Source organism: Pseudomonas sp. AP3_22 TE3818 (assembly GCF_053628995.1).
Window position 1 is genome coordinate 5,025,541 of the sequence record NZ_JBRJHL010000001.1, and the last position, 23,537, is coordinate 5,049,077.

The following is a 23,537-nucleotide window of genomic DNA, read 5'->3' on the forward strand; positions in this document are numbered from 1 at the left end:
CAGGCGATAGCCTCGGGTTATGTCATGCCCTGCTTTCAACGACCTTTCAACGTGGGCACGCATTCTTTTCTGTAGGAGCGAGCTTGCTCGCGATGGTCTTGAACGAAAACGCGTGCTTCCTGAATTAACGCGGTGCCCTTGAGTCCATCGCGAGGAGGCTCGCTCCTACAGCAGTCAGTTGTTTGCCGAGCTATAACCCCAGGCTATCGGTGTATGTATTGTTTTGACTAGACGCCGTGCCCGCACCTTCACACACTCGGGCCAGGCTTGCGGCTTTACCGCGCAAACAAGCCGCTCATAACAATTACAAGAACATAAATACGAGGCTCTTCCATCATGCGAAATGCATTCGTCCGTCGCACCTCCCGTCTGTTTCTTGGTTGCGCATTGATCGCCGCCGGTACCCTTCCCGCTCTCGCCAACGCCGCCTGGCAACCGGACAAAAACGTCGAAATCGTCGTCGCCGGTGGTCCCGGTGGTGGTACCGACCAGCTCGGTCGCCTGATCCAGTCGATCATCACCACGCACAAGCTGCTCGACGTGAACACCATCGTCCTCAACAAGGGCGGTGGCAACGGCGCCGAAGCCTTCCTCGACCTGAAAATGAGCAAGGGCGATGCCGACAAACTGGTGATCGGCACCAACAACATCTACCTGTTGCCGCTGGTGTCCAAGCTCGGCTACGAGTGGCAGGAACTGACCCCGATCGCCGCCGTGGCCGAGGATGACTTCATTCTCTGGAGCTACAAGGGTGCGCCGTGGAAAGACGCTAAAAGCTTCTACGAAGCGGTCAAGGCCGACCCGTCGAACCTGCGCATGGGCGGCAGCCAGTCCAAGGACGTCGACCAGACCCTGACCCTGCTGCTGAACCAGACCAACAACAGCAAACTGGTGTACATCCCGTTCAAGAGCGGCAGCGAAGCCGCGACGCAACTGGCCGGCAAGCACATCGCCGCCAACGTCAACAATCCAAGCGAGAGCATCAGCCAATGGCGTGGTGATCAGGTCGAGCCGCTCTGCGTGTTCAGTAAGGAGCGCATGGGCTATACCGACAAAGTCGCCGGCGACAAATCCTGGGCCGACGTCCCGACCTGTCATGAACAAGGCCTGGGCATCGATCAGTACCGCTTCCCGCGCACCGTGTTCATGCCTGGCGATGTCACCGCCGAGCAGCGTGCGTTCTATGTCGAGTTGATGCGCAAAGTCACCCAGACCGATGAGTTCAAGGCTTACGTGAAGCAGAACGCTCTGGTGCCAACCTTCCTCGAGGGCGAGCCGCTGACCGCCTACATCGAAAAAGACACCGCCCGCGTCACGCCGGTGTTCAAAGAGGCCGGCTGGCTGAAAAACTGAGTTGCTCACGGCCGCCCGCCCTGCGTACGGCCGTCACCTCTGGAGGTGCTTTCATGTCCCATTCTTCGGATTCACCACCGCTGGTCGGTACGCGCTGGGTCGAACTCGGCCTGGCACTCTTCACCACGCTGATCGGTGCGGTGGTGATGTACGGCAGCGTTGAACAGGGTATCGGCTGGGGTGATGCCGGCCCCGAGCCGGGTTACTTTCCCTTCTACATCGGCCTGATGTTGAGCGCCGCCAGTGTGGCCAACGGCGTGTTGACCCTGGTGCGCTGGCAAGCCCTGGGCATCTCATTCGTCAGCCGCAGTGCGTTCAGGCAAGTGCTGTCGGTGTTCGTGCCCATTGCGCTATTCGTCGGTGCGATGCCGTTCACCGGCATCTACGTCGCTTCGGCCTGCTTCATTGCCTGGTTCATGTGGCGTGACAAGGTCCGCGCCAAGCCTTACGGCAAATGGATGATCGGTAGCGTGTCCCTGGGCGCGGTGCTGGCCAGTTACCTGATTTTCGCGCTGTGGTTCAAAGTGCCGCTGGATGCCGGCCCAATGGGCGACTGGATTGCCCTGGCCGGGAGACATTTCAAATGAGCGAGTTCGATTCCCTGCTGCAAGGCATGAACCTGATCCTCACGCCGGGCCATATCGGCCTGATGGTGATCGGCGTGCTGCTGGGCATTCTGGTCGGCGTACTGCCCGGTCTCGGGGCCCCCAATGGCGTGGCGTTGCTGCTGCCGCTGACGTTCACCATGTCGCCGGTGTCGGCGATCATCCTGCTGTCGTGCATGTACTGGGGCGCGCTGTTCGGCGGTTCGATCACCTCGATCCTGTTCAACATCCCCGGTGAGCCTTCATCGGTGGCAACCACCTTCGACGGTTACCCGATGGCCCGCGAAGGCCGTGCCGCCGAAGCCCTGACCGCCGCGTTCAGTTCGGCGTTGCTGGGTGCGTTGGCCGGCGTGTTGTTGCTGACCTTTCTCTCGACAAAAATTGCCGCGTTCGCCATGTCGTTCAGTTCGCCGGAGTTCTTCGCGGTGTACCTGTTGGCGTTCTGCACCTTCATCGGCATGAGCAAGAACCCGCCACTGAAAACCGTGGTGGCGATGATGATCGGTTTCGCCATGGCCGCCGTCGGCATGGACACCGTGTCCGGCAACCTGCGCCTGACCTTCGACCAGCCGATCCTGATGACCGGCATCAGCTTTGAAGTGGCGGTGATCGGCCTGTTCGGCATCGGCGAAATCCTCTGCACCGTGGAAGAGGGACTGGTGTTCCGCGGCGAGCATGCGCGGATCACGCCCATGGTGATCCTGCGTACCTGGGCGAAATTGCCGCGTTACTGGTGGACGATTGTGCGCAGCACCCTGGTCGGCTGCTGGATGGGCATCACCCCTGGCGGACCGACTGCCGCGTCGTTCATGAGCTACAGCCTGGCCCGGCGCTTCTCGAAAAACCGCGACAACTTCGGCAAGGGCGAACTCGAAGGGGTGATCGCCCCGGAAACCGCTGACCACGCGGCCGGCACCAGTGCCCTGCTGCCGATGCTGACCCTGGGCATTCCCGGCTCGGCGACTGCGGCGGTGATGCTCGGTGGCCTGATGATCTGGGGCCTGCACCCCGGGCCAACGCTGTTTGTCGAGCAACACGATTTTGTCTGGGGCCTGATCGCCAGCATGTACCTGGGCAACGTGGTGAGCCTGATCGTGGTGCTGGCCACCGTGCCGCTGTTCGCTTCGATCCTGCGCATCCCGTTCTCGATCATCGCGCCGATCATCATCATGGTCTGCGCCATCGGTGCCTACTCGGTGCACAACTCGTTCTTCGACGTGGTGCTGATGCTGGGCTTCGGTGCGCTGGGTTATCTGTTCAAGAAACTCGGCTTCCCGATTGCGCCGCTGGTGTTGGCGGCGGTGCTGGGTGACAAGGCAGAAGATGCGTTCCGCCAGTCGATGCTGTTCTCCGACGGGCACCTGGGGATTTTCTGGTCCAACCCGTTGGTCGGCAGCCTGACCACCGCGGCGCTGCTGATGCTGTTCTGGCCGTTGATTTCCAAAGCGCTGCAAACCCTGATCGGCCTGCGCAAACCCCAGGTCGCCAAGCCAAAATCGGTGCTGTGATACGCCAAGGCTGGCAACGCCTGGCATTTGTTGTCAGGCTTGCCGCAGGACTTTTTTGCGAGCACGGCCCATGACCCGAATTCCTGCTGCCAACGTAATCCACAGCCGACTGCGCCTGCGCCAACTGCGGCTGATGCTGGCGTTGCAGGAATTCGGCTCGTTGCGCCGCGCCGCCGATCACATCGGCATGACCCAACCGGCCGCGACCAAAATGCTGCATGAGGCCGAGGACCTGTTGGGCGTCGAGTTGTTCGAACGCCTGCCCCGGGGCATGCGCTCTACCCCGTTCGGGGAAACGGTCATTTATTACGCACGCATGGTATTCGCCGAACTCAGCGGCATGCGTGAAGAGCTGGTCGCCCTCGAATCCGGCAACCTTGGCCGGGTCGCGGTCGGGGCCATTCCGGCACTGGCTTCGGGGCTGCTGACGCGCACCATCGCCACCTTGAAACAAAGCCATCCACGCTTGTCGATGAGCATTCAGGTCGACACCAGCGACGTGCTGGTGCAGGCGTTGTTGCAAGATCAGCTGGATATCGTGTTGGGGCGGATTCCCGCCGGTGCCCGGGCAGAGGAGTTGCTGTTCGACAGCCTTGGCGAGGAAGCGCTGTGCGTGATTTCCGGCGCACAGAATCCACTGGCCAAAGCCACGCAGTTGAGCTGGGCCGAATTGCAGAACATGACCTGGGTGCTGCAACAGCAGCCCAGCCCGATGCGCGCAATCATCAATCAGGTGTTCCACAACGCGCGGGTCGACATCCCGAGCAGCATCGTCGAAACCACGTCGATCATGACCTTGCTGTCGTTGATTCAGCAGACCGACATGCTCGGTGTCACCCCGGTGTCGGTGGTCGAGGACTATCCCGGTCGGGATCTGCTGGCGGTGTTGCCGATCAAGTTCGAGGCGCGGCTGCCACCGTACGGGTTGATCACCCGGCGTCATCGCATTCAATCGTCGGCGATGCAGGCGTTCATGAATTCGGTGCGGGCCGAGCATGCGCTGGCCAAATGAAAAAGGCCCGGAGCATTGCTCCGGACCTTTCCGGTTTTAAGCCGACTTACGGAACACAAACACCAGCCCGACGATGATCAACAGCATGCCGAACAGGCTCAACAGCGCCAGGCGGTTGCCGAAGACCAGATAGTCCATCACCGCCGTCACCGCCGGCACCAGGTAAAACAGACTGGTGACGTTCACCAGGTTGCCCCGGGCGATCAAGCGGTACAGCAACAGCGTCGCCAGCACCGACACCACCAGCCCCATCCATAGCACCGGCAGGATGAAACCGCTGCTGTGCTCGAAGTGAAACGGCTGGAAAGGGACGAAAATCCCGCACAACAGCAGTCCGGCGAGGTACTGCACCGGCAGCGTGCCGAGAGGGTTTTCAGTGATGCGTTTCTGCATGATCGAACCGAACGTCATGCTCACCAGCGCCAGCAGACCGAAAAGCATTCCGGCCAGCGACATCCCGGCCAGGCCGATGCCCTGATAGACCACCATGATCAAACCGGTCAGCCCCAGGATCAGACCGAACATCCGGCTCCAGGAACGCTGACGCTCCATCAGCACCACCGTGAGGATCGGCTGCACGCCCATGATGGTCGCCATCACCCCGGGGGTGACTTTCAGGTCCAGGGCCAGCAGATAGAAAATCTGATAGGCCCCCAACAACACCACGCCGGTGGCCATCGCATACAGCATCGGCTTGCCGCCCTTGGGCAACTTCAGCTTGAACAACGGCACCAGCAACACCAGCCCGCATAGCGCAATGACGAAACGAAACATCAGGAAGGCGAAGGGTGACGCGTGGGCCAGCCCCCATTTGGAGAAGATCGCCCCGCTGCTCCACAGCAGCACGAACAGGCTCGTGGACGCCGCCGCGAGCGCGGATTTTTTCGAAAGGACAAACATGAATACCACCTGTAGTCAGGCAAAAAGCCAACTCAGCAAAAGCTGAAATCCAGTAGTTTTTCAGGCGGGCGCGGGAACAGCAGAAGACAGCTGATCAGCCCGAAATGCCAACGCCTGGCGGTGATACGACTGCGCACACCGGCGTGCTACTGACAGGTGGGGGGTAATGACTGATCTGCCCGGGCTGCTGATTCCCGCACGGCACGACGCCAGCGTTGACCGCTGAATCGACTACCGCGTTGAGGAGGGATGCAGGCATTGGGCTGATCTTTGCTCGAGGGATAAGAAAGTGAGTCCGAAACTCACCGTGTGTCGACTATAACCAGCGTTCGATATGGATTGCAACGAGTTGGTCAAAAGGCCGTATCCGGCCTCAACCAAACAACCAATACCCCAACAACGTCAGCACCACCACCGCCAGCACCGGACGCAGAACACGGTAAGCCTTGGGATTGCGCCGCTTCCATTGCTTGACCACACCACTGAATCTATCGCTGGAGTTCTTGCTCCAGGCGTAGGCCTTGTTGATCCCGCCCACACGCTCGTCATCCAGGTTCTGAGGGGCGGTGGCGCGCCCCAGCCAGGCGCTGACACTGCGATTGATGCGGGTCATGAAGCGATTGCTCAACGGACGTTCGATATCGCAGAACAGGATGACCCGGGTCTTTTGCGTTTCATTCTTGACCCAGTGCACGTAGGTCTCGTCGAACATCACGTCTTCACCATCGCGCCAGGCGTAAACCTGACCGTCGACAAAAATGCGGCAATCATCGGAATTGGGGGTGGACAGCCCCAGGTGATAACGCAGGGAGCCGCCAAACGGGTCGCGATGCGGGTTGAGGTGGCTGCCGCCCGGCAGCAGCGCAAACATCGCGCCCTTGACGTTGGGAATGCCGCTGACCAATGCCACGGTTCTCGGGCACAAGACTTCGGCAGAAGGCAGCGGTTTGTCATACCACTTGAGATAGAAACGCTTCCAGCCCTTCTTGAAGAACGAGCCAAAACCGGCGTCGTTGTTCTTTGCCGCCGCACGAATATACCCCTCGTCGAACAAGTGCATCGCTTCGTCGCGAATCACCTCCCAGTTGTCCTTGAGCACATCCAGTTCGGGAAACTTGCTGCGATCCAGATACGGTTTGGAAGGCACGCCGGAAAACAGGTACATCAAGGCGTTATAGGGTGCGAACAGTGCCGAATGGTTAACGAATTGGCGCAAAACCGGCAGACGCGCCTTGCCGCGTAAATGTACAAAGAGGGTGCTGCCGAGAAACAGCAGCAACAGCAAGGCTTTCGCGGCAAACGAAAAGGTCATCAACAACTCCTTTGAAGATAAGCGACTTTGCACCAGGTCCATTGTCCGACGAGGCTTGCGGCATGATAAACACTGCCGATCCGGTAAAAAACCTGCACTTTTCAACATTCAACGTTAACAGATCTGCAACAAAGCGTTTCTTAACACGAGACACCTGAACGGCGGCTGATGCGAATCCCTCATCAACCGGGTGTAACCAGCGATCACGCCGCAGCAATCACCGCCAGCCACGATCCGTGCCTGTTCAGCACTTACTGCTGGTTCTCCTGTTCGGTAAACAGATCACTGAACAACATGCTCGACAGATAACGTTCACCGGAATCCGGCAGGATCACGACGATGGTCTTGCCCTGCATTTCCGGGGTCTCCGCCAATCTTACGGCCACCGCCATGGCAGCGCCGCAGGAGATCCCGCACAAAATTCCTTCTTCCTGCATCAAGCGCAAGGCCATGGCCTTGGACTCTTCGTCACTGACCAGTTCTACCCGGTCGACGATCGACAAATCGAGGTTCTTCGGCACAAAACCGGCACCAATGCCCTGGATCTTGTGCGGGCTCGGCTTGATTTCTTCACCGGCCAGAGCCTGGGTGATCACCGGTGACGCCGCCGGCTCCACCGCCACCGAGAGAATCGGTTTGCCTTGGGTATTCTTGATATACCGTGAAACCCCGGTGATGGTTCCGCCGGTTCCAACGCCTGCCACCAGCACGTCCACCGCGCCATCGGTATCGTTCCAGATTTCCGGGCCGGTGGTTTTTTCGTGGATGGCCGGGTTGGCCGGGTTGTCGAATTGCGCCGGCATGAAGTACTTCGACGGGTCGCCGGCAACAATTTCACCGGCTTTTTCGATAGCGCCCTTCATGCCTTTGGCCGGTTCGGTCAACACCAGCTCGGCACCCAGTGCCTTGAGCACCTTGCGACGTTCGATGCTCATGGACGCCGGCATGGTCAGCATCAGTTTGTAGCCACGGGCGGCGGCCACGAACGCCAGGCCGATGCCGGTATTGCCGGAGGTGGGTTCGACGATGGTCATGCCCGGCTTGAGTTTGCCGCTGCTTTCGGCATCCCAGATCATGTTCGCGCCGATCCGGCACTTGACCGAGTAACCGGGGTTGCGCCCTTCGATCTTGGCCAGAATGGTCACACCACGCGGCGCAATGCGATTGATCTGCACCAGCGGCGTGTTGCCGATGGAGTGGGCGTTGTCAGCGAAAATGCGGCTCATGGCTGGGTCCTTAACGACAGCATTGAAATAGGGCATCAAGGTAAGCCCTCTTGCCCGCAGGCGTCCAGTCGGGTCGAACGTCCGCCTGTCAGTGCAGTCAATGGCTATAGATCGCCAGAGATTTGCCACCATGAAACGTCGATATAGCTGGCCCCTGTGGACCCTCATCGGCCTCGTTGTACTGCTGATAACGCTGCACATCGCCTTGCCCTATCTGGTGCGCGATTACCTGAATGAGAGGTTGGCGGACATGGGCGACTACCGGGGCCAGATCACCGACGTGGACCTGGCCCTGTGGCGCGGGGCCTACAAGATCAACGGACTGAAAATCGTCAAGGTCGATGGCAAGGTTCCGGTGCCTTTCGTCAACGCGCCATTGATCGACCTCTCGGTGAGTTGGCACTCACTGTGGCACGACCACGCAGTGGTGGCCGAAGTGCAGTTCATCACGCCCGAGGTCAACTTCGTCGACGGCGGGGCCAACAAGCGAAATTCCCAGACCGGCCAGGGCACCGACTGGCGTGCCCAATTAGGCAAGCTGCTGCCCATTACCCTGAACGAAGTGCGGATCAACGACGGCAAGATCAGTTTTCGCAACTTCAACTCCAAACCACCGGTGAACATGAATGCCACAAAGGTGGATGCCCGTATTTTCAACCTGACCAACGTGGTCGACACCAAAGGCAAACGCGACGCACGTTTTGAAGGTAAAGCCTTGCTGCTGGGGCATGCACCACTGGAAACCTCGGCCACTTTCGATCCCTTGAGCGATTTCGAAGACTTCGAGTTTCGCTTGCGCACCACGGATATCGAACTCAAGCGCCTGAACGACTTCGCCGCGGCCTACGGCAAGTTCGATTTCAATGCCGGCCATGGCGACGTGGTGATCGAAGCCCAGGCCAACAAGGGCCGACTGACCGGCTATATCAAGCCGCTGATGCGCGATGTTGACGTGTTCAACTGGCAGCAGGACGTGGAAAACAAGGACAAAGGGCTGTTCCGCTCGATATGGGAAGCCCTCGTCGGTGGAACCGAGACGGTCCTGAAAAACCAGGGCAAAAACCAGTTTGCGACAAAGGTCGAACTCAGCGGCAACGTTCACCAGAAGGATGTCAGCGCGTTCCAGGCTTTTTTGCAGATTTTACGCAATGGTTTCATCCAGGCGTTCAATGCACGGTATGAACGGCCCAAGCCGGATGCAGGCTAATTTTTGCGCGTGATGATGTACCGGCCAGTGTCTTCTGCCGCGCGGGGCGAATTCGACTGCTGTTGAAGGAAATCCCAACCCAGGCAAGCCAGGGCCAACGATCGGGGCACCGCTTCGCGACCACTGCTGTATCGGCTGATACTGCGGCTACTGACCCCCAGCGCTTGAGCCGCCTGATTGAGCGATAATCCGGTGCGAGCACGCCAATCGATAAAGATTCGGGTGTTTTCGTCGGCTGCATTCTGCGCCAGGGCATCCAGGTAGAGCGTGTCTGCACCGATCTGGATATCCAGCTCAGGCCATTCGACACTCCAGCCATCGTCACCCAACGCTGCATGATCAAAAGCGTCTCCCTGCAAAGGTTGCAGGCCTGGATAGGCCTGCAGGTCGCGGCTCAAATCGAGCAGCAGTTGCTGGCCATCGATAAACGTCAGCGCCAATCGGTAATCCGGCAATGCTTGCACTGCTGATAACCTTGGTCGTTTCATGGGTAACATCGTTTCCAATCCTCCAGCAATTGCACCTGATGGGCCCTGACCCACTCCAGCGCTTCCTTGATGATCAGCGGCAGCGCTTTGCCCACCATCACTTCGACAGTTTCCAGGCTCAGCATGACGTCCAGCCCGCCACCCGTCAGATGAACGTGGGGTGGTGGATGATCCTTTTCGCGCAACTGAATGCGATACGTATCTCGAAATCGGTATTTAGTAGACATGCCCGGCACGCTATCGCCAAAATGGCGATATATCAATGCTGGCCAGCCGCCGAGACTGAGTCAAGATGTGACGCTCCATTCAGAGACTGAATAAGCCGTCTGCGTTCACAGTCGACCGGGCAGCGCGTTATAGTCGGGGCTGACCCTTTTATTGCGCCCCCCCGCCCTGCCTCGTTCAGGTCGGCGTTACCGTTCGAGGATTAGCAGATGAAGTTCGAAGGCACCCAGGCCTACGTCGCCACCGATGACCTGAAGCTGGCGGTCAACGCCGCCATCACCCTGGAGCGGCCATTGCTGGTCAAGGGCGAACCGGGCACCGGCAAGACCATGCTCGCCGAGCAACTGGCCGAATCCTTTGGCGCCAAACTGATCACCTGGCACATCAAGTCCACCACCAAGGCTCACCAGGGCCTGTACGAGTACGACGCGGTCAGCCGCCTGCGCGACTCGCAACTGGGCAACGAAAAAGTCCACGACGTTCGTAACTACCTGAAAAAGGGCAAGCTCTGGGAAGCCTTCGAGTCCGACGAGCGGGTGATCCTGCTGATCGACGAAATCGACAAGGCCGACATCGAGTTCCCCAACGACCTGCTGCAAGAACTCGACAAGATGGAGTTCTACGTTTACGAGATCGACGAGACCATCAAGGCGAAAAAGCGTCCGATCATCATCATTACCTCCAACAACGAAAAGGAACTGCCGGACGCCTTCCTGCGCCGCTGCTTCTTCCACTACATCGCGTTCCCCGACCGCACCACCCTGCAAAAGATCGTTGACGTGCACTACCCGGACATCAAGAAAGACCTGGTCAGCGAAGCGCTGGACGTGTTCTTCGACGTGCGCAAGGTGCCGGGCCTGAAGAAGAAGCCTTCGACCTCCGAACTGGTGGACTGGCTCAAGCTGCTGATGGCCGACAACATCGGTGAAGCGGTGCTGCGCGAACGCGATCCGACCAAGGCCATCCCGCCGCTGGCCGGCGCCCTGGTGAAGAACGAACAGGACGTGCAATTGCTTGAGCGTCTGGCGTTCATGAGCCGTCGCGGCACCCGCTAAGAGGCTGATGCCATGCTGCTCAACCTGTTTAATGAAATGCGCGCAGCCAAGGTGCCGGTCTCGGTGCGTGAACTGCTGGACCTGATCAACGCGCTGAAACAGCGCGTGACCTTCGCCGACATGGACGAGTTCTATTACCTGTCCCGGGCGATCCTGGTGAAGGACGAAAGGCATTTCGACAAGTTCGACCGGGCGTTCGGTGCCTACTTCAATGGCCTGGAAAAGCTCGACGACCATCTTCAGGCGCTGATCCCCGAAGACTGGCTGCGCAAGGAATTCGAACGCTCGCTGACCGACGAAGAACGGGCGGCGATCCAGTCCCTCGGCGGCCTGGACAAGCTGATCGAAGAGTTCAAGAAACGCCTCGAAGAACAGAAGGAACGTCACGCCGGCGGTAATAAATGGATCGGTACCGGCGGCACCAGCCCGTTCGGCTCCGGCGGTTTCAACCCGGAAGGCATCCGGGTCGGCGATGCCGGCAAGCGCCAGGGCAAGGCGGCCAAGGTCTGGGACCAGCGCGAATACAAGAACCTCGACGATTCGGTGGAGTTGGGCACGCGCAACATCAAGGTCGCCCTGCGCCGCCTGCGCAAGTTCGCCCGCCAGGGCGCGGCGGAAGAGCTGGACATCGATGGCACCATCGACCACACCGCCAAGGATGCCGGACTGCTGAACATCCAGATGCGGCCGGAGCGGCGCAACACCGTCAAGCTGTTGCTGCTGTTCGACATCGGCGGCTCGATGGACGCCCATGTGAAGATTTGCGAGGAATTGTTTTCGGCCTGCAAGACCGAGTTCAAGCACCTGGAGTACTTCTACTTCCACAACTTCATTTATGAATCGGTGTGGAAGAACAACATGCGCCGCACCTCCGAGCGCACCTCGACCATGGACCTGCTGCACAAGTACGGCGCCGACTACAAAGTGATCTTCATCGGCGACGCCGCCATGGCGCCCTATGAAATCACCCAGCCGGGCGGCAGTGTCGAGCACTGGAACGAAGAAGCCGGTTACGTGTGGATGCAGCGGTTCAAGGAAAAGTACAAGAAACTCATCTGGATCAACCCGTATCCGAAGGACACCTGGAGCTATACCTCGTCGACCAATATTGTGCGGGATTTGATCGAGGACCAGATGTATCCGCTGACCCTTCGCGGGCTGGAAGAAGGGATGCGGTTTCTGTCCAAGTAGAAATGCGTCGCCTGTGAAGGCCTCTTCGCGAGCAAGCCCGCTCCCACATTGGTTTTGTGCACGACACAGGTCAAATGTGGGAGCGGGCTTGCTCGCGAAGCTTTTAGCTGCGTGTGAAGCGCTGCAAATACTCGACATGCTCACGATGAGCGACATCCTGCACCACCGGCTTCAACCGTACCTGTGTCCCCGGCAGGCACTGCGCCAGCCGCGCCAGTGCCAACGGCGTCAACGCTCCCAATCGCGGATAACCACCAATGGTCTGCCGATCATTGAGCAACACAATCGGCTGCCCGTCGGGCGGCACCTGCACGGCACCCAAAGGTATGCCCTCGGAAATCATCGGCTTGCCCTGGTACTGCAGCGCCGTACCCAGCAGGCGAATACCCATCCGGTCGGCACGGCTGTCGAGATGCCATACGCTGTTGAACGCGTCGAACAGGCTCTGCCCGCTGAACTCGCCGATCTGTGCACCGAGGACCAGGTCCAACGGCGCATCAAGGTTCAGGTCCGGCCGTTGGTCTGCGGTCAACTCGCGCAGCAACATCACCGGGTTGCCCGAATAGCACAAGCTCGCCCCTTTACCCAACGCACGGCCCATGCCGTCCAGCCCGCCGAGTTCCTCCCGGACCACCGTCGCGCTACTGCCCAGCACTTTCGGCGCATCAAACCCACCCGGCGCCGCCAGATAAGCCCGGGCTCCGAGCAACGGCTGAGTGAATTGCAAACGCTGACCTTTGTGCAGCCTGAAACTGCGCCACGGGGTCAAAGCCTCGCCGTCCACCCGCGCGCCAAGATCCGCCCCGGCCAAGGCCAGCACGCACTCTTCCTCAGCCACCACGGTGAATCCGCCGAGGGTGATTTCGATCACCGGCGCATCCAGTCCGTTGCCCAATAGCCAGTTGGCCCAGGACATCGAACGCCAATCGGCCGCTCCGCCCTGGGTCACGCCCAGATGCCGCACACCGAATCGACCAGCATCCTGCAACAGGCACAGCGGCGTACTCGCTTCAATCATCAGACGGCTCATGCCTGGGCCTCCAGAGGCGTATCGTCACCCCCCAGGTTAATGAACTCGGCATGGCCGACCGCTTCGAACCGTACGGTGTCACCGGGTTGCATCAGGCTGTAGCCGTCACGGTTGCGGTCGAACAATCTTGCCGGCGTGCGGCCGATCAGGTTCCAGCCGCCCGGCGACACCACCGGGTAAGCCGCCGTTTGCCGCTCGGCGATGCCGACACTGCCGGCCGCGACTTTCTTGCGTGGCGTGTTCAGACGCGGCGCAGCGAGCGCTTCTTCCACCAGCCCCATGAAGGCGAAACCCGGTGCAAAACCCAGGGCGAACACCTGGTATTCACGCTCACTGTGGCGGCGGATCACCTCCTCTACCGCCAATCCGCTGCGCTGCGACAACAGCGTCAATTCCGGTCCGACACTCAAGTCGTACCACACCGGCAACACATGACAGGTACCGCGAGTACGCGCATTGGGCGACAGATCGATCAGTGCCTGGGCGATCAATTCCCGTGCCTGGCTCGGGCTCAATGCCGTCAGGTCGTAATGCACCATCAATGTGGTGTAGGACGGCACCAGATCGATCAGGTGCCCGGCAAATGCCATGCGCAGACTTTCACTGGCCGCGAGCATCCACGGCATGTTGCTTTCGGCGATTTCATCGAACAGGCGCACCATCAGGCAATCCAGTGCCACCACTTCCACCCGCAGCTTCATGACGCACTCTGCCGGTTCAAGGCTTCACGGATGCGTTGCACGGCAGCGACCGAACTGGCGTTGTCGCCGTGCACGCAGAGGGTGTTGGCCTGCAAATGCAGGGCGCTGCCGTCACTGGCGGTGAGCTGATCGCCACGGGCAATGGTCAGCGCCTGCTCGATGATTTTTTCCGGGTCGCGATGCACCGCGCCCGGCAGTTGTCGCGAGACCAGCTTGCCGGCACTGTCGTAAGCGCGATCGGCAAAAGCCTCGAACCACAGGGTCACGCCGTATTCATCGCCCATTTGTTGGGCCGCGCTGTTGTCGCGGGTCGCCATCAGCATCAATGGCAGCGTGCGGTCGTAGGACGCCACCGCTTGCAAAACGGCGCGCAGCTGCGCCGGGTTGGTCATCATGTCGTTGTACATCGCGCCATGGGGTTTGACGTAACTGACCCGGCCGCCCTGGGCCCGGCAGATGCCGTCGAGGGCGCCGATCTGGTAATGCAGGATGTCTTGCAGTTCCTGGGTGGCATAGGCCATGGAGCGACGACCGAAGCCCACCAGATCCTGATAGGCCGGATGGGCGCCGATTTGCACACCGTGGCTGAGGGCCAGGCTGACGGTCTTGCGCATGATGCTCGGGTCGCCGGCGTGAAAACCGCAGGCGATGTTGGCGCAATCGATGAAGGGCATGATTTCGGCGTCCAGACCCATGGTCCAGCTGCCGAAACTCTCGCCGATGTCACAGTTCAATAGCAGGCGGCTCACACTGAACACTCCTGTAGGCTTTATTCTTTTCAGCTGCGGGACATATCTATAGGACAGTCCAGCAGGTTATCAGTTACTGGGCGTCGAGTTGCTTGCCACGGGTTTCCGGCAGGCTCAGGGCCGCAAGGATCACCACCCCGTAGGAAACCGCCGCGAAGGCACCGATACCCACGCTCAGCGGTACGGTCTGGCTGAGCAGGCCGATCAGCAGCGGGAACAACGCCGCGAGCGCACGGCCGATGTTGTAGCAAAAACCCTGGCCCGAACCGCGAATGCGCGTGGGGAACAATTCGGTCAGGAATGCGCCCATGCCACTGAAAATCCCCGAGGCGAAGAACCCCAGCGGAAAGCCCAGCCACAGCATCACGCCGTTGCTGACCGGCAGTTGCGTGTACAACAAGACAATGGTGAACGAGCCGACGGCGAACAGGATGAAGTTCTTCTTGCGGCCGAGGATGTCGGTCAAATAGGCGCTGATGACATAACCCACGTAGGAACCGACGATCACCATCGCCAGATAACCGCTGGTGTTGAGTACGCTCAAACCGCGTTCGTTTTTCAGGAAAGTCGGTAGCCAGGACGTGATGGCGTAGTAGCCGCCCAATGCGCCGGTGGTCAGCAACGAAGCGCGAATCGTGGTGAATAGCATGCCGGGGGCGAAGATCTCATAGAACTTCGACGGATTGCTCGGTTCCTGCCGGGCTTTGGCTTGACGATAGATTTCCGGGTCCTTGACCAGACGGCGGACAAAAATCACAAAAATTGCCGGCACGATGCCAAGGATGAACAGCGCGCGCCAAGCGTCTTCCGGTGGCAATACCGAGAACAGCAGCGCATACAGGATCGCCGTCAGCCCCCAACCCAGCGCCCAACCGGATTGCACCATGCCCACAGCCTTGCCGCGGTCCTTGGCGCGGATCACTTCGCCGATCAGCACGGCGCCGGCCGTCCACTCACCGCCGAAACCGAAGCCCATCAGGGTCCGTGCAATCAGCAGTTGCTCGTAGCTCTGGGCAAAGCCGCAGAGGAAGGTGAAGAAGGCAAACCACAACACGGTCAGTTGCAGGGTGCGCACCCGGCCGATGCGGTCGGAGAGTATCCCTGCGACCCAGCCACCGATGGCCGAAGCGATCAGGGTGCTGGTGTGAATCAGCCCGGCCTGGCCGGTGGTGATGCCCCACATGGCAATCAGGGTCGGCACCACGAAGCTGAGCATCTGCGTGTCCATGCCGTCCAGGCCATAGCCGATCTTGCAGCTCCAGAAGGTGCGGCGTTCCTGCTGATTGATGTTGCGATACCAGTCGAAAGGTCCCGGACGAGCCGTGGCTTTCGCAATGACGGGGGTGTCGGGCGCACTCATGGCAAATCTCCGCGCTGATTTTATTGGTATTGTTCTAAGCCCCGACGACGCCTATCGTGGGAACCGGATGCGCCGATTTTTGGACGCGCGCCCCTGCTGCGTCCAACTAATAAAAACCCGCCTTAGACATAAGAATTCTTTATCCCATGAACCTGAAGTTTCTCGAGACCTTTGTCTGGGTTGCCCGACTCAAGAGTTTCCGCCTGACCGCCGACAAGCTCTTCACCACTCAGGCTTCGATTTCCAGCCGAATTGCGGTGCTTGAAGGCGAGCTCGGGGTGAAGCTGTTTCTGCGTGATTCGCGGGGCGTGAGCCTGACGCCCGAAGGCCTCAAAGTGCTCGATTACGCCGAGCAGATGCTGGACACCATGCAGGCACTCAAGCAGTCGATCGAGACCCGTTCGAGCAAGGCCGGACGGGTGCGCATCGGCGTGATGGACACGGTGATCCATACCTGGCTCAGCCCGTTGGTGGCGCAGATGACCGATCACTACCCGCTGGTGGAAATCGAGCTGGTGGCCGATACCTCGCTCAACCTCTGCGATCAGCTGCAAAAAGGCTTTCTCGACGTGATCCTGCAAACCGACCTGCTGCGCCAGGAAAGCGTGCGCAGCCTGGAACTGGCCAGCCACCCCATGGGCTGGATCGTCGCCAGCAATTCCATTTACAACCGCGAGTACTCGGGCATCGCTGACCTGGCAGGCGAGCGGGTCATCACCTATTCGAAAAACTCCCATCCGCACCAGGAAGTGCTGGCCCTGATGCAGGCCAATGGCGTAATGGCGCCGCGACTGAACTGCGTGAACTCGGTGTCGGCGATTACTCGCTTGTTGCGCGACGGCTTCGGTATCGGCGCGTTGCCACCGGTGCTGGTGGCCGAAGAGCTGGCGCGAGGGGAGTTGACCCTGCTGGACATCGATCAGCGACCTCCCGATTTGCAGGTGGTGGTGTCATGGCGGGTAGGTGTGGAGTGGGTCGAGGAGATTGTGGCGTTGTGTCAGCAGGTGCTGGAGGGGTATGCGTTGAAGGTGGGTGAGGACTACATCACCCTGAATCGCTGAAGCCCCCTGTAGGAGCTGGCTTGCCAGCGATGGCGTCCTGCCTGACTCACCGCACCGCCTGGATCGCTGGCAAGCCAGCTCCTACAGGTTCATTTTTACAACCCGCGCAAATCCCGCTCTTCGATCGGCCGGCTCTGGCGCAGACGCTTGCCGCCCAGCACCACCCAGTCGATCAGCCGGAACAGGCACTCGATCCCGAACGACAGCAGCAAGGCGCCACTCATGCCCCAGATCATCGCTTCGGGCGTCAACAGGATCTGGTAGCTGTAGCCGTTCCAGGTTTCCTTGCGGATGTCCGGATCGGCGGCCAGTACCACTTGCAGGAAGCGGATGTACCACGGCCCCTGCATCGCCTGGAACTGTTTATCCAAGGCCAATTGACGGGTCAGCAGGTTGCTCAGGCTGTCGGCGTCGCTGCGAAAGATCGGGTCCTCGCTGGCGCGGTAATGCGCGACCAGCGCCTGCATGTCGCCCTTGAAGAACTGATTGGCGGTGTTCTGGAAGCCGCTCAACCCGGCTTGCGCCTCGATCAGATGGGCTTCGACCCGCTTGGCGTAATCGTTGATGAACCCCGGCACCTGGACACCGATCAACAGGCCCGCCGCAAACAACACCAGCCTTAGATAACTGAGCAACATGCAAAGGAGTCCTTATTCGGTCATGCCCTGGCTGACGCATTCGCCGCGTCGCCACAGGCTCCATTGACCCGGTTCGTAGCGGGTCCAGGTTTCGTTTTCGGTCAAAGGTTCGGTGGCGATGACGGTGACCACATCGTTGGGGGTGGTTTCGGCCTGAAAGTCGACGATCACGTCGACATCTTTCAGGCGCGCCGGGCCAAAGGGTGCACGACGGGTGATCTGCGCCAACTTGGTCGAGCAATAGCAGAACAGCCAGTCGCCATCGCTGAGCAGGCAGTTGAACACGCCTTTGCTGCGGTACTCGGCGCAAGCGGCCACCAGATCCGGCAGCAACGCCTCGACCTCGACCGGCTCGGGGAACGCCGCACGCACACGGTTGAGCAAATCGCAGAATGCCGCTTCGCTGTCGGTATCGCCCACGGGGCGGTAGAAACTGGCCGTTGGCTGAAAATCCGCCAACTGGCCGTTATGGGCGAAACACCAGTTGCGCCCCCACAGCTCGCGGACGAACGGATGGGTGTTGGACAGGCAGACCTTGCCGACGTTGGCCTGGCGGATGTGCCCGATCACTACCTCGCTCTTGATCGGATAGCGCTGCACCAGGTTGGCGACTTCCGACTCGCAGCTGGCCGCCGGGTCCTGGAACAGCCGCAGCCCACGGCCTTCATAGAAGGCAATGCCCCAGCCATCGCGATGCGGGCCGGTGCGGCCGCCGCGCTGCATCAGCCCGGTAAAGCTGAACACGATATCGGTCGGGACATTGGCGCTCATGCCCAATAACTCACACATGTTCGGACTCTCGCTCAATCGCAGGGGCAAGGTTACAGACGGGGTTCGACTCGCATCCGCTGAGGATTGCTCGGCACGGGCGGACGACCGTAACGATCATCGCCGGCACCGCCAAACGGTTGATCATCCTCAGGCTCTTCGGCGCGGACGGCGGCTTTGGTGGCAGCCTCACGCTCCTTGCGGGCGTTGGCGGCGCGTTCGATGGGGAAACGGATCGCCACCAGCACCAGATAGAGGCCGAATGCGATCATGCCGTACATGAACAGATCGGAAATCGCCCGCCAGGCGTTGTTGCCGACCTTGAACAGCAGGTCGAGTGCGGTAATGGCGACGGCCGGTGCGACTTTATCCTTGACCGGGTCGATGATGGTCGGGCTGAACAGCAACACGGCCATCACCAGCCGCAGCGGCTCACGCAGCCAACGCCACATCCAGCGGGTCAAGCGCATCCACACCAACAGGCAGCCCAAAGCAGCAAAGGCGTAGAGGCCCCAAGCGATCAGATAGTCGTTCTCGGTCATGGTGTCCATGGCAAGGCAGGCAAAGAGGCGCTTATGATAACGGCTTTTCGCCCGTCAGGCTGCATCAATGCCTGACAGTTGAGTGCAGTCCATGTGGGAGCGGGCTTGTGTGGCGAGGGGGCTTGCCCCCGTTGGGTCGCAAAGCGGCCCTAAAACGAGTCATTGCGATATTGAGTCAATAACGCGGTACCTGTTTTACGACTGCTTCGCAGCCGAACGGGGGCAAGCCCCCTCGCCACACAAGCCCGCTCCCACAGGTTGCCAAGCCCCTTGCTCGAGAGTCCTTCATGCCCCTACCCGCCAACATTCACGACGCTCCGATTGCCCACAAGGCTGATGGCTCCGATCCGTATGCCTGGCTGCAGGAGCGCGACACCGATGCAGTGCTCGATTACCTGAAAGCCGAAAACAGCTATCAGGAGGCGCATACCGCCGACCAGGCCGGGCTGCGCGAAACCCTGTTCGAGGAGATCAAGGGGCGGATTCTCGAGACCGACCTGTCCCTGCCCTCGCCCTGGGGACCGTATCTGTACTACACCCGCACCACCGCAGGCGATGAGTATGCCCGGCACTATCGCTGCCCGCGTCCGGCCGATGACAGCCTGACCCTCGACGAAAGCCGCGAACAACTGCTGCTGGACCCCAACGAACTGGCCAACGGCGGCTTCTTTTCCCTGGGTGCGTTCAGCATCAGCCCGGACCATCAGCGCCTGGCCTACAGCATCGACTCCAGTGGCGATGAGATTTACACGCTGTTCGTGAAGGAATTGTCCGACGGCCGCGTCAGCGAGCTGGAGTTCCAGGACTGTGACGGCAGCATGACCTGGGCCAACGACAGCCTGACGCTGTTCTTTGGCGAGCTGGACGACACCCATCGCCCACACAAGCTGTATCGCTATCGACTGGACGGTACGGCGGCCGAAGAAGTGTTCCATGAGCCGGACGGTCGCTTCTTCATGCATTGCTATCGTTCAAGCTCCGAGCAGCAACTGCTGCTGTCCGTGGGCAGCAAGACCACCAGCGAAGTCTGGGTCCTCGATGCCTCCCGGCCCCAGCAGGCGTTTACCTGCCTGGCGCCACGGGTCGAGGATCATGAGTACGACGTGGATCACGGCGCACTGGACGGGCAATGGACCTGGTTCATCCGCACCAACCGCGACGGCATCAATTTCGCCTTGTACACGGCCATCGATACCGGCGCCGCGCCCACCGAAGCCGACTGGCAGAACCTGATCCCCCATAGCGACACGGTGATGATCGACGGCATCAGCCTGAACACCGGGGCCATGACCCTCAGCCTGCGGCTCGGCGGCTTGCCGGTCATTGAAGTTCACCCGCAAGGCCTGGCGCCTTATCGCGTGCAACTGCCGGATGCGGCCTACAGCCTGCACGTGCAAAACAGCCTGGAGTTCGAAAGCGAAAGGATTCGCCTGCGCTACGAAGCGTTGAACCGTCCGGCGCAAATCCGCCAGCTTGAACTGGCGACCGGCGAACAGAAAGTCCTCAAGCAAACCCCGGTGCTCGGCCCGTTCGACGCCGACGCCTACATCAGCCAGCGCCTGTGGGCCACGGCGCCGGACGGCACGCAAGTGCCCATCAGCCTGGTGATCAAACGCACAGACCTCGGCAAACCGGTGCCGCTGTACCTCTACGGTTATGGCGCCTATGGCGAAAGCCTCGACCCATGGTTTTCCCATGCGCGCCTGAGCCTGCTGGATCGCGGCATGGCGTTTGCCATTGCCCACGTGCGTGGCGGCGGCGAACTGGGGGAAGCCTGGTATCGCGCCGGCAAGCAGGAGCACAAGCACAACACCTTCAGCGACTTTATCGCCTGCGCCGAACACCTGATCGCCCAAGGCTTCACCACTGCACCGCAGTTGGCAATCAGCGGCGGCAGCGCTGGCGGCTTGCTGATCGGCGCGGTGCTCAATCAACGGCCGCAGCTGTTTGGCGCCGCCATCGCCGAAGTGCCGTTCGTCGACGTCCTCAACACCATGCTTGACCCCGATCTGCCATTGACCGTGACGGAATACGACGAGTGGGGTAACCCTGAAGAGCCGGACGTTTATGATCGGATCAAGGCCTACGCCCCGTACGAAAACGTCACCGCGCAAGCTTACCCGGCGACCCTGGTGATCGCCGGTTACAACGACAGCCGCGTGCAGTACTGGGAGGCGGCCAAGTGGGTGGCGAAACTGCGCGCGACCAAGACCGACAGCAATCCGCTGCTGCTCAAGACTGAACTGGGAGCCGGGCATGGCGGGATGAGCGGTCGATATCAGGGATTGCGTGACGTAGCGCTCGAATATGCATTTTTGTTCAAGGTGTTGGCCATTGCCTGAGGAACTTGGGCCGAGGCACCGGTCTTAATTCCGCACGCCGGACGCCGATACAACCCGTCTCCCTGTGGGAGCGAGCTTGCTCGCGATGACGTCTGCACAATCAACCTCACCGTTGACTGTGAAACCGCAATCGCGAGCAAGCTCGCTCCTACAAAGGCCATTCAATACCCGAAAAAACAGACACAACAATAAAGACCGTGACGACATGCCTGAATCAACCTTTCTGAACAACGAAATTCGCGACTGGCTGATGGATTGCGGCCTGTTCAATCAACTGTTGCCGGCGGACTTCGCCGCAGCCTCGGGTTACTTCAGTATCAGCACCATTGCCCAGGGCGAGGAGATCTTCCAGGAGGGCGATGCCGGCAGCTTCATGTGTATCATCCATACCGGTCAGGTGGCGGTGCAGAAAACTACCGCTGACGGGCAACGAGTCACCATCGCCACGTTGCGCAGCGGCCGCTCGTTCGGGGAAATGGCCGTGCTCGACGGCGAACGGCGCTCGGCCAGTTGCGTGGCCGCCAGCAACTGCCAGTTGCTCAACCTGGGAAAGGACTCGCTGGAAAAGATGCTCAACGATGCACCGAAAATCGCCGCCAAGATCATCCGTGCCCTCGCCGTCTCCCTGTCCAAACGCCTGCGCATGGCCGACGGTCAATTGCTTTCGCAGCAGGTCTAGCCACCCGGTGATTTGACTTTCGGCGGGTTCGGTTCGATTCCCGGCACGGGCTGATCCTTGGTTGGCGGGCTGGGCATTTCAATCGGCACCAACGGCGGCCCGCTACTGCCGGGACCGACTTTCGGCAACGGCGCCGGGCTGATCTGCGGGTAAGGCGTGGGTGTGGCGGTGCCAGGCGAACCGGGTATCGGCGCGGGGCTGACGGGAATCGTTTGCAACTGTTGGGCCTGCGCTGCAGTTATCGAGAGCGCGGCCAGGGCAATGACCGTTAGAATGGTGCGCTTCATCAATGGCTCCGTTGGCCTTGTCGTCATGAACAGGCTACTCCCAACTGCGTCTGTTTGCCCTCCCGAGTTCTGCCAATTTTCTTCAAGTGAGCCCCATGAAACGTTTCGTTCTGCTGGACACCACCCCCATTCCTGAAAACGGCGGTGCCCTGTGCCTGTTCGAATATGGCGAGGATTTCGTCATCAAGATCCAGGGTGGCGACGGCGGACAATTGATGAACACGCGCATGCACGGCTCCGAAGATGCCCTGGCCGAGATCCCCTGCCGCAAAGTCGCTGGTCGACCGAATTCACGGGTGCTGATCGGTGGCCTGGGCATGGGATTCACCCTCGCCTCGGCGCTCAAGCACCTGGGCAAGACCGCCGAAGTGGTGGTCGCCGAACTGGTCCCCGGTGTGGTTGAGTGGAACCGTGGGCCACTGGGCGAAAAGGCCGGCAACCCGCTGCTCGACCCGCGCACGGTGATTCGCATGGAAGATGTGGCCAAGGTCCTGCAAGCCGAACCCCAGGGCTTCGATGCCATCATGCTCGATGTCGACAACGGCCCCGAAGGCCTGACCCAGAAGGCCAACAGCTGGCTGTACTCCGCCGCCGGCCTGAACGCCTGCGCCAGGGCCATGCGCCCCAAAGGCGTGCTGGCGGTCTGGTCGGCCAGCGCTGATCGGCAATTTTCCGACAAACTGAAGAAAGCCGGTTTCAAGGCCGAGGAAGTCCAGGTCTTCGCCCACGGCAACAAGGGCACCCGCCACACCATCTGGATTGCCGAGAAGCTCAAGGGCTAGGCTAAACTTCACCCTATAACCGTCATCAGTCTTTCTACAAAGGTGAACCCATGAGTTCGTCCACCCCGACCAACACTTCGAAGCTGGATCGCATCCTCGCCGACAACCAGCGCGACAAGGAAATGGGCTACCGCGACAAGGCCCTGAAGATGTACCCGCACGTCTGTGGCCGTTGCGCCCGTGAGTTCTCCGGCAAGCGCCTGAGCGAACTGACCGTGCACCACCGCGACCACAACCACGACAACAACCCGCAGGACGGCTCGAACTGGGAGCTGTTGTGCCTGTACTGCCACGATAACGAACACTCGCGCTATACCGACCAGCAGTATTTCGGTGAAGGCTCGCTGAGCACGCCGAAAATCGCCAAGGCCACGCATAACCCGTTTGCGGCGTTGGCTGGGTTGATGAAGAAGGAAGACTGAATATTTTCAGCGCCTGATCTGTCCCCTTCGCGAGCAAGCCCGCTCCCACATTGGTTTTGTGTACGACGCAGATCAAATGTGGGAGCGGGCTTGC

Annotated in this window: 25 protein-coding genes; 12 read left to right on the plus strand and 13 right to left on the minus strand. The window is 60.3% G+C overall.

The features are described from left to right. The first annotated feature begins 336 nt into the window (after positions 1-336). The 4 genes from AB7M25_RS22880 to AB7M25_RS22895 all read left to right on the plus strand — a co-directional run bounded on the left by AB7M25_RS22880 (position 337) and on the right by AB7M25_RS22895 (position 4,478). Positions 337-1,353 carry a Bug family tripartite tricarboxylate transporter substrate binding protein gene (locus tag AB7M25_RS22880; protein ID WP_007972451.1) on the plus strand — a complete coding sequence of 339 codons (1,017 nt, stop codon included), beginning with the start codon at positions 337-339 and terminating at the stop codon, positions 1,351-1,353. Positions 1,354-1,406: 53 nt separating this feature from the next. Next, positions 1,407-1,940 (plus strand): tripartite tricarboxylate transporter TctB family protein, encoded by a 534-nt coding sequence (locus tag AB7M25_RS22885; RefSeq protein ID WP_454238024.1) that lies wholly within the window; start codon positions 1,407-1,409, stop codon positions 1,938-1,940. Then, positions 1,937-3,466 (plus strand): tripartite tricarboxylate transporter permease, encoded by a 1,530-nt coding sequence (locus tag AB7M25_RS22890; protein ID WP_454238025.1) that lies wholly within the window; start codon positions 1,937-1,939, stop codon positions 3,464-3,466. The genes AB7M25_RS22885 and AB7M25_RS22890 overlap by 4 nt, the downstream gene beginning before the upstream one ends. A gap of 70 nt (positions 3,467-3,536) precedes the next feature. Next, on the plus strand, positions 3,537-4,478 hold the full coding sequence (locus AB7M25_RS22895; RefSeq protein ID WP_102698961.1) for a LysR family transcriptional regulator: 942 nt from the start codon (positions 3,537-3,539) through the stop codon (positions 4,476-4,478). 36 nt (positions 4,479-4,514) lie between these two features. Here the strand turns inward: AB7M25_RS22895 and AB7M25_RS22900 are convergent, their stop codons facing one another. The 3 genes from AB7M25_RS22900 to cysK all read right to left on the minus strand — a co-directional run bounded on the left by AB7M25_RS22900 (position 4,515) and on the right by cysK (position 7,916). Next, positions 4,515-5,378, minus strand: coding sequence for a DMT family transporter (locus tag AB7M25_RS22900; RefSeq protein ID WP_429517041.1), 864 nt, complete (start codon positions 5,376-5,378; stop codon positions 4,515-4,517). Between the two features lie 373 nt (positions 5,379-5,751). Beyond that, positions 5,752-6,690 carry an aspartyl/asparaginyl beta-hydroxylase domain-containing protein gene (locus AB7M25_RS22905; protein WP_429386417.1) on the minus strand — a complete coding sequence of 313 codons (939 nt, stop codon included), beginning with the start codon at positions 6,688-6,690 and terminating at the stop codon, positions 5,752-5,754. 251 nt (positions 6,691-6,941) lie between these two features. Next, complete coding sequence (gene cysK / locus AB7M25_RS22910; protein WP_429386418.1) at positions 6,942-7,916, minus strand: cysteine synthase A; 975 nt, start codon at positions 7,914-7,916, stop codon at positions 6,942-6,944. A 130-nt stretch (positions 7,917-8,046) separates the two neighbouring features. Between cysK and AB7M25_RS22915 the strand changes: the two genes are divergently transcribed. Beyond that, positions 8,047-9,123, plus strand: a complete 1,077-nt coding sequence (locus AB7M25_RS22915) for a DUF748 domain-containing protein (protein WP_429386421.1) — start codon at positions 8,047-8,049, stop codon at positions 9,121-9,123. Here AB7M25_RS22915 and AB7M25_RS22920 read toward each other — a convergent pair. Both AB7M25_RS22920 and AB7M25_RS22925 read right to left on the minus strand, forming a co-directional pair. Continuing rightward, positions 9,120-9,620 (minus strand): DUF2442 domain-containing protein, encoded by a 501-nt coding sequence (locus AB7M25_RS22920; protein WP_429386424.1) that lies wholly within the window; start codon positions 9,618-9,620, stop codon positions 9,120-9,122. The genes AB7M25_RS22915 and AB7M25_RS22920 overlap by 4 nt on opposite strands. Continuing rightward, a complete protein-coding gene (locus AB7M25_RS22925) occupies positions 9,608-9,838 on the minus strand; it encodes a DUF4160 domain-containing protein (RefSeq protein WP_429386426.1) in 231 nt (76 codons plus the stop codon). Before AB7M25_RS22925 ends, AB7M25_RS22920 begins: the two co-directional genes overlap by 13 nt. A 207-nt stretch (positions 9,839-10,045) precedes the next feature. On the opposite strand from AB7M25_RS22925, the gene AB7M25_RS22930 reads away from it, so the two are divergent. Together AB7M25_RS22930 and AB7M25_RS22935 are read left to right on the plus strand one after the other, a co-directional pair. After that, positions 10,046-10,891, plus strand: a complete 846-nt coding sequence (locus AB7M25_RS22930; RefSeq protein ID WP_007972431.1) for an AAA family ATPase — start codon at positions 10,046-10,048, stop codon at positions 10,889-10,891. 12 nt (positions 10,892-10,903) lie between these two features. Then, complete coding sequence (locus AB7M25_RS22935) at positions 10,904-12,082, plus strand: vWA domain-containing protein (RefSeq protein WP_429517039.1); 1,179 nt, start codon at positions 10,904-10,906, stop codon at positions 12,080-12,082. A 103-nt stretch (positions 12,083-12,185) separates the two neighbouring features. Here the strand turns inward: AB7M25_RS22935 and AB7M25_RS22940 are convergent, their stop codons facing one another. The 4 genes from AB7M25_RS22940 to AB7M25_RS22955 all read right to left on the minus strand — a co-directional run bounded on the left by AB7M25_RS22940 (position 12,186) and on the right by AB7M25_RS22955 (position 15,922). After that, the gene (locus tag AB7M25_RS22940; RefSeq protein WP_429386431.1) at positions 12,186-13,112 is read right to left on the minus strand and encodes a 5-oxoprolinase subunit C family protein; all 927 of its coding nucleotides are present in this window, start codon (positions 13,110-13,112) and stop codon (positions 12,186-12,188) included. Then, on the minus strand, positions 13,109-13,813 hold the full coding sequence (locus AB7M25_RS22945; protein WP_102698967.1) for a 5-oxoprolinase subunit B family protein: 705 nt from the start codon (positions 13,811-13,813) through the stop codon (positions 13,109-13,111). Before AB7M25_RS22945 ends, AB7M25_RS22940 begins: the two co-directional genes overlap by 4 nt. Continuing rightward, positions 13,810-14,562, minus strand: coding sequence for a 5-oxoprolinase subunit PxpA (locus tag AB7M25_RS22950; protein WP_429386434.1), 753 nt, complete (start codon positions 14,560-14,562; stop codon positions 13,810-13,812). Before AB7M25_RS22950 ends, AB7M25_RS22945 begins: the two co-directional genes overlap by 4 nt. 73 nt (positions 14,563-14,635) lie before the next feature. Beyond that, complete coding sequence (locus AB7M25_RS22955) at positions 14,636-15,922, minus strand: MFS transporter (protein ID WP_429517031.1); 1,287 nt, start codon at positions 15,920-15,922, stop codon at positions 14,636-14,638. Positions 15,923-16,068: 146 nt separating this feature from the next. Between AB7M25_RS22955 and AB7M25_RS22960 the strand changes: the two genes are divergently transcribed. Beyond that, complete coding sequence (locus AB7M25_RS22960) at positions 16,069-16,983, plus strand: LysR family transcriptional regulator (RefSeq protein WP_429517029.1); 915 nt, start codon at positions 16,069-16,071, stop codon at positions 16,981-16,983. Between the two features lie 95 nt (positions 16,984-17,078). Here the strand turns inward: AB7M25_RS22960 and AB7M25_RS22965 are convergent, their stop codons facing one another. From AB7M25_RS22965 to AB7M25_RS22975, 3 genes are read right to left on the minus strand one after another with little or no spacing between them, the layout of a single operon-like run. Beyond that, entirely contained in the window at positions 17,079-17,621 is a 543-nt protein-coding gene (locus tag AB7M25_RS22965) for a DUF2937 family protein (RefSeq protein WP_007972421.1), read from the minus strand. Between the two features lie 12 nt (positions 17,622-17,633). Beyond that, on the minus strand, positions 17,634-18,410 hold the full coding sequence (locus AB7M25_RS22970; protein ID WP_429560154.1) for a class II glutamine amidotransferase: 777 nt from the start codon (positions 18,408-18,410) through the stop codon (positions 17,634-17,636). A gap of 32 nt (positions 18,411-18,442) precedes the next feature. Beyond that, complete coding sequence (locus tag AB7M25_RS22975) at positions 18,443-18,940, minus strand: MFS transporter (protein WP_454238026.1); 498 nt, start codon at positions 18,938-18,940, stop codon at positions 18,443-18,445. A 278-nt stretch (positions 18,941-19,218) separates the two neighbouring features. Between AB7M25_RS22975 and AB7M25_RS22980 the strand changes: the two genes are divergently transcribed. Both AB7M25_RS22980 and AB7M25_RS22985 read left to right on the plus strand, forming a co-directional pair. Beyond that, the gene (locus AB7M25_RS22980; RefSeq protein WP_429560155.1) at positions 19,219-21,273 is read left to right on the plus strand and encodes a S9 family peptidase; all 2,055 of its coding nucleotides are present in this window, start codon (positions 19,219-19,221) and stop codon (positions 21,271-21,273) included. A gap of 205 nt (positions 21,274-21,478) precedes the next feature. Continuing rightward, entirely contained in the window at positions 21,479-21,952 is a 474-nt protein-coding gene (locus AB7M25_RS22985) for a cyclic nucleotide-binding domain-containing protein (protein WP_258684732.1), read from the plus strand. Here the strand turns inward: AB7M25_RS22985 and AB7M25_RS22990 are convergent. Then, positions 21,949-22,239, minus strand: a complete 291-nt coding sequence (locus AB7M25_RS22990; protein ID WP_104450506.1) for a hypothetical protein — start codon at positions 22,237-22,239, stop codon at positions 21,949-21,951. The genes AB7M25_RS22985 and AB7M25_RS22990 overlap by 4 nt on opposite strands. 95 nt (positions 22,240-22,334) lie before the next feature. On the opposite strand from AB7M25_RS22990, the gene AB7M25_RS22995 reads away from it, so the two are divergent. Both AB7M25_RS22995 and AB7M25_RS23000 read left to right on the plus strand, forming a co-directional pair. After that, positions 22,335-23,021, plus strand: a complete 687-nt coding sequence (locus tag AB7M25_RS22995) for a spermidine synthase (RefSeq protein WP_007972413.1) — start codon at positions 22,335-22,337, stop codon at positions 23,019-23,021. A gap of 50 nt (positions 23,022-23,071) precedes the next feature. Beyond that, positions 23,072-23,443 (plus strand): YajD family HNH nuclease, encoded by a 372-nt coding sequence (locus tag AB7M25_RS23000; protein WP_007944009.1) that lies wholly within the window; start codon positions 23,072-23,074, stop codon positions 23,441-23,443. Positions 23,444-23,537: the final 94 nt, after the last annotated feature.

Bases quoted from the DNA above. Each gene is read 5' to 3' on its own strand.
- AB7M25_RS22970 (WP_429560154.1), bottom strand. From the start codon at position 18,410: ATGTGTGAGTTATTGGGCATGAGCGCCAATGTCCCGACCGATATCGTG.
- AB7M25_RS22990 (WP_104450506.1), bottom strand. From the start codon at position 22,239: ATGAAGCGCACCATTCTAACGGTCATTGCCCTGGCCGCGCTCTCGATA.
- AB7M25_RS22975 (WP_454238026.1), bottom strand. From the start codon at position 18,940: ATGGACACCATGACCGAGAACGACTATCTGATCGCTTGGGGCCTCTAC.
- AB7M25_RS23000 (WP_007944009.1), top strand. From the start codon at position 23,072: ATGAGTTCGTCCACCCCGACCAACACTTCGAAGCTGGATCGCATCCTC.
- AB7M25_RS22885 (WP_454238024.1), top strand. From the start codon at position 1,407: ATGTCCCATTCTTCGGATTCACCACCGCTGGTCGGTACGCGCTGGGTC.
- AB7M25_RS22985 (WP_258684732.1), top strand. From the start codon at position 21,479: ATGCCTGAATCAACCTTTCTGAACAACGAAATTCGCGACTGGCTGATG.
- AB7M25_RS22955 (WP_429517031.1), bottom strand. From the start codon at position 15,922: ATGAGTGCGCCCGACACCCCCGTCATTGCGAAAGCCACGGCTCGTCCG.
- AB7M25_RS22925 (WP_429386426.1), bottom strand. From the start codon at position 9,838: ATGTCTACTAAATACCGATTTCGAGATACGTATCGCATTCAGTTGCGC.
- AB7M25_RS22900 (WP_429517041.1), bottom strand. From the start codon at position 5,378: ATGTTTGTCCTTTCGAAAAAATCCGCGCTCGCGGCGGCGTCCACGAGC.
- AB7M25_RS22980 (WP_429560155.1), top strand. From the start codon at position 19,219: ATGCCCCTACCCGCCAACATTCACGACGCTCCGATTGCCCACAAGGCT.
- AB7M25_RS22940 (WP_429386431.1), bottom strand. From the start codon at position 13,112: ATGAGCCGTCTGATGATTGAAGCGAGTACGCCGCTGTGCCTGTTGCAG.
- AB7M25_RS22930 (WP_007972431.1), top strand. From the start codon at position 10,046: ATGAAGTTCGAAGGCACCCAGGCCTACGTCGCCACCGATGACCTGAAG.
- AB7M25_RS22960 (WP_429517029.1), top strand. From the start codon at position 16,069: ATGAACCTGAAGTTTCTCGAGACCTTTGTCTGGGTTGCCCGACTCAAG.
- AB7M25_RS22890 (WP_454238025.1), top strand. From the start codon at position 1,937: ATGAGCGAGTTCGATTCCCTGCTGCAAGGCATGAACCTGATCCTCACG.
- AB7M25_RS22945 (WP_102698967.1), bottom strand. From the start codon at position 13,813: ATGAAGCTGCGGGTGGAAGTGGTGGCACTGGATTGCCTGATGGTGCGC.
- AB7M25_RS22920 (WP_429386424.1), bottom strand. From the start codon at position 9,620: ATGTTACCCATGAAACGACCAAGGTTATCAGCAGTGCAAGCATTGCCG.
- AB7M25_RS22880 (WP_007972451.1), top strand. From the start codon at position 337: ATGCGAAATGCATTCGTCCGTCGCACCTCCCGTCTGTTTCTTGGTTGC.
- AB7M25_RS22895 (WP_102698961.1), top strand. From the start codon at position 3,537: ATGACCCGAATTCCTGCTGCCAACGTAATCCACAGCCGACTGCGCCTG.
- AB7M25_RS22995 (WP_007972413.1), top strand. From the start codon at position 22,335: ATGAAACGTTTCGTTCTGCTGGACACCACCCCCATTCCTGAAAACGGC.
- AB7M25_RS22965 (WP_007972421.1), bottom strand. From the start codon at position 17,621: ATGTTGCTCAGTTATCTAAGGCTGGTGTTGTTTGCGGCGGGCCTGTTG.
- AB7M25_RS22915 (WP_429386421.1), top strand. From the start codon at position 8,047: ATGAAACGTCGATATAGCTGGCCCCTGTGGACCCTCATCGGCCTCGTT.
- cysK (WP_429386418.1), bottom strand. From the start codon at position 7,916: ATGAGCCGCATTTTCGCTGACAACGCCCACTCCATCGGCAACACGCCG.
- AB7M25_RS22935 (WP_429517039.1), top strand. From the start codon at position 10,904: ATGCTGCTCAACCTGTTTAATGAAATGCGCGCAGCCAAGGTGCCGGTC.
- AB7M25_RS22905 (WP_429386417.1), bottom strand. From the start codon at position 6,690: ATGACCTTTTCGTTTGCCGCGAAAGCCTTGCTGTTGCTGCTGTTTCTC.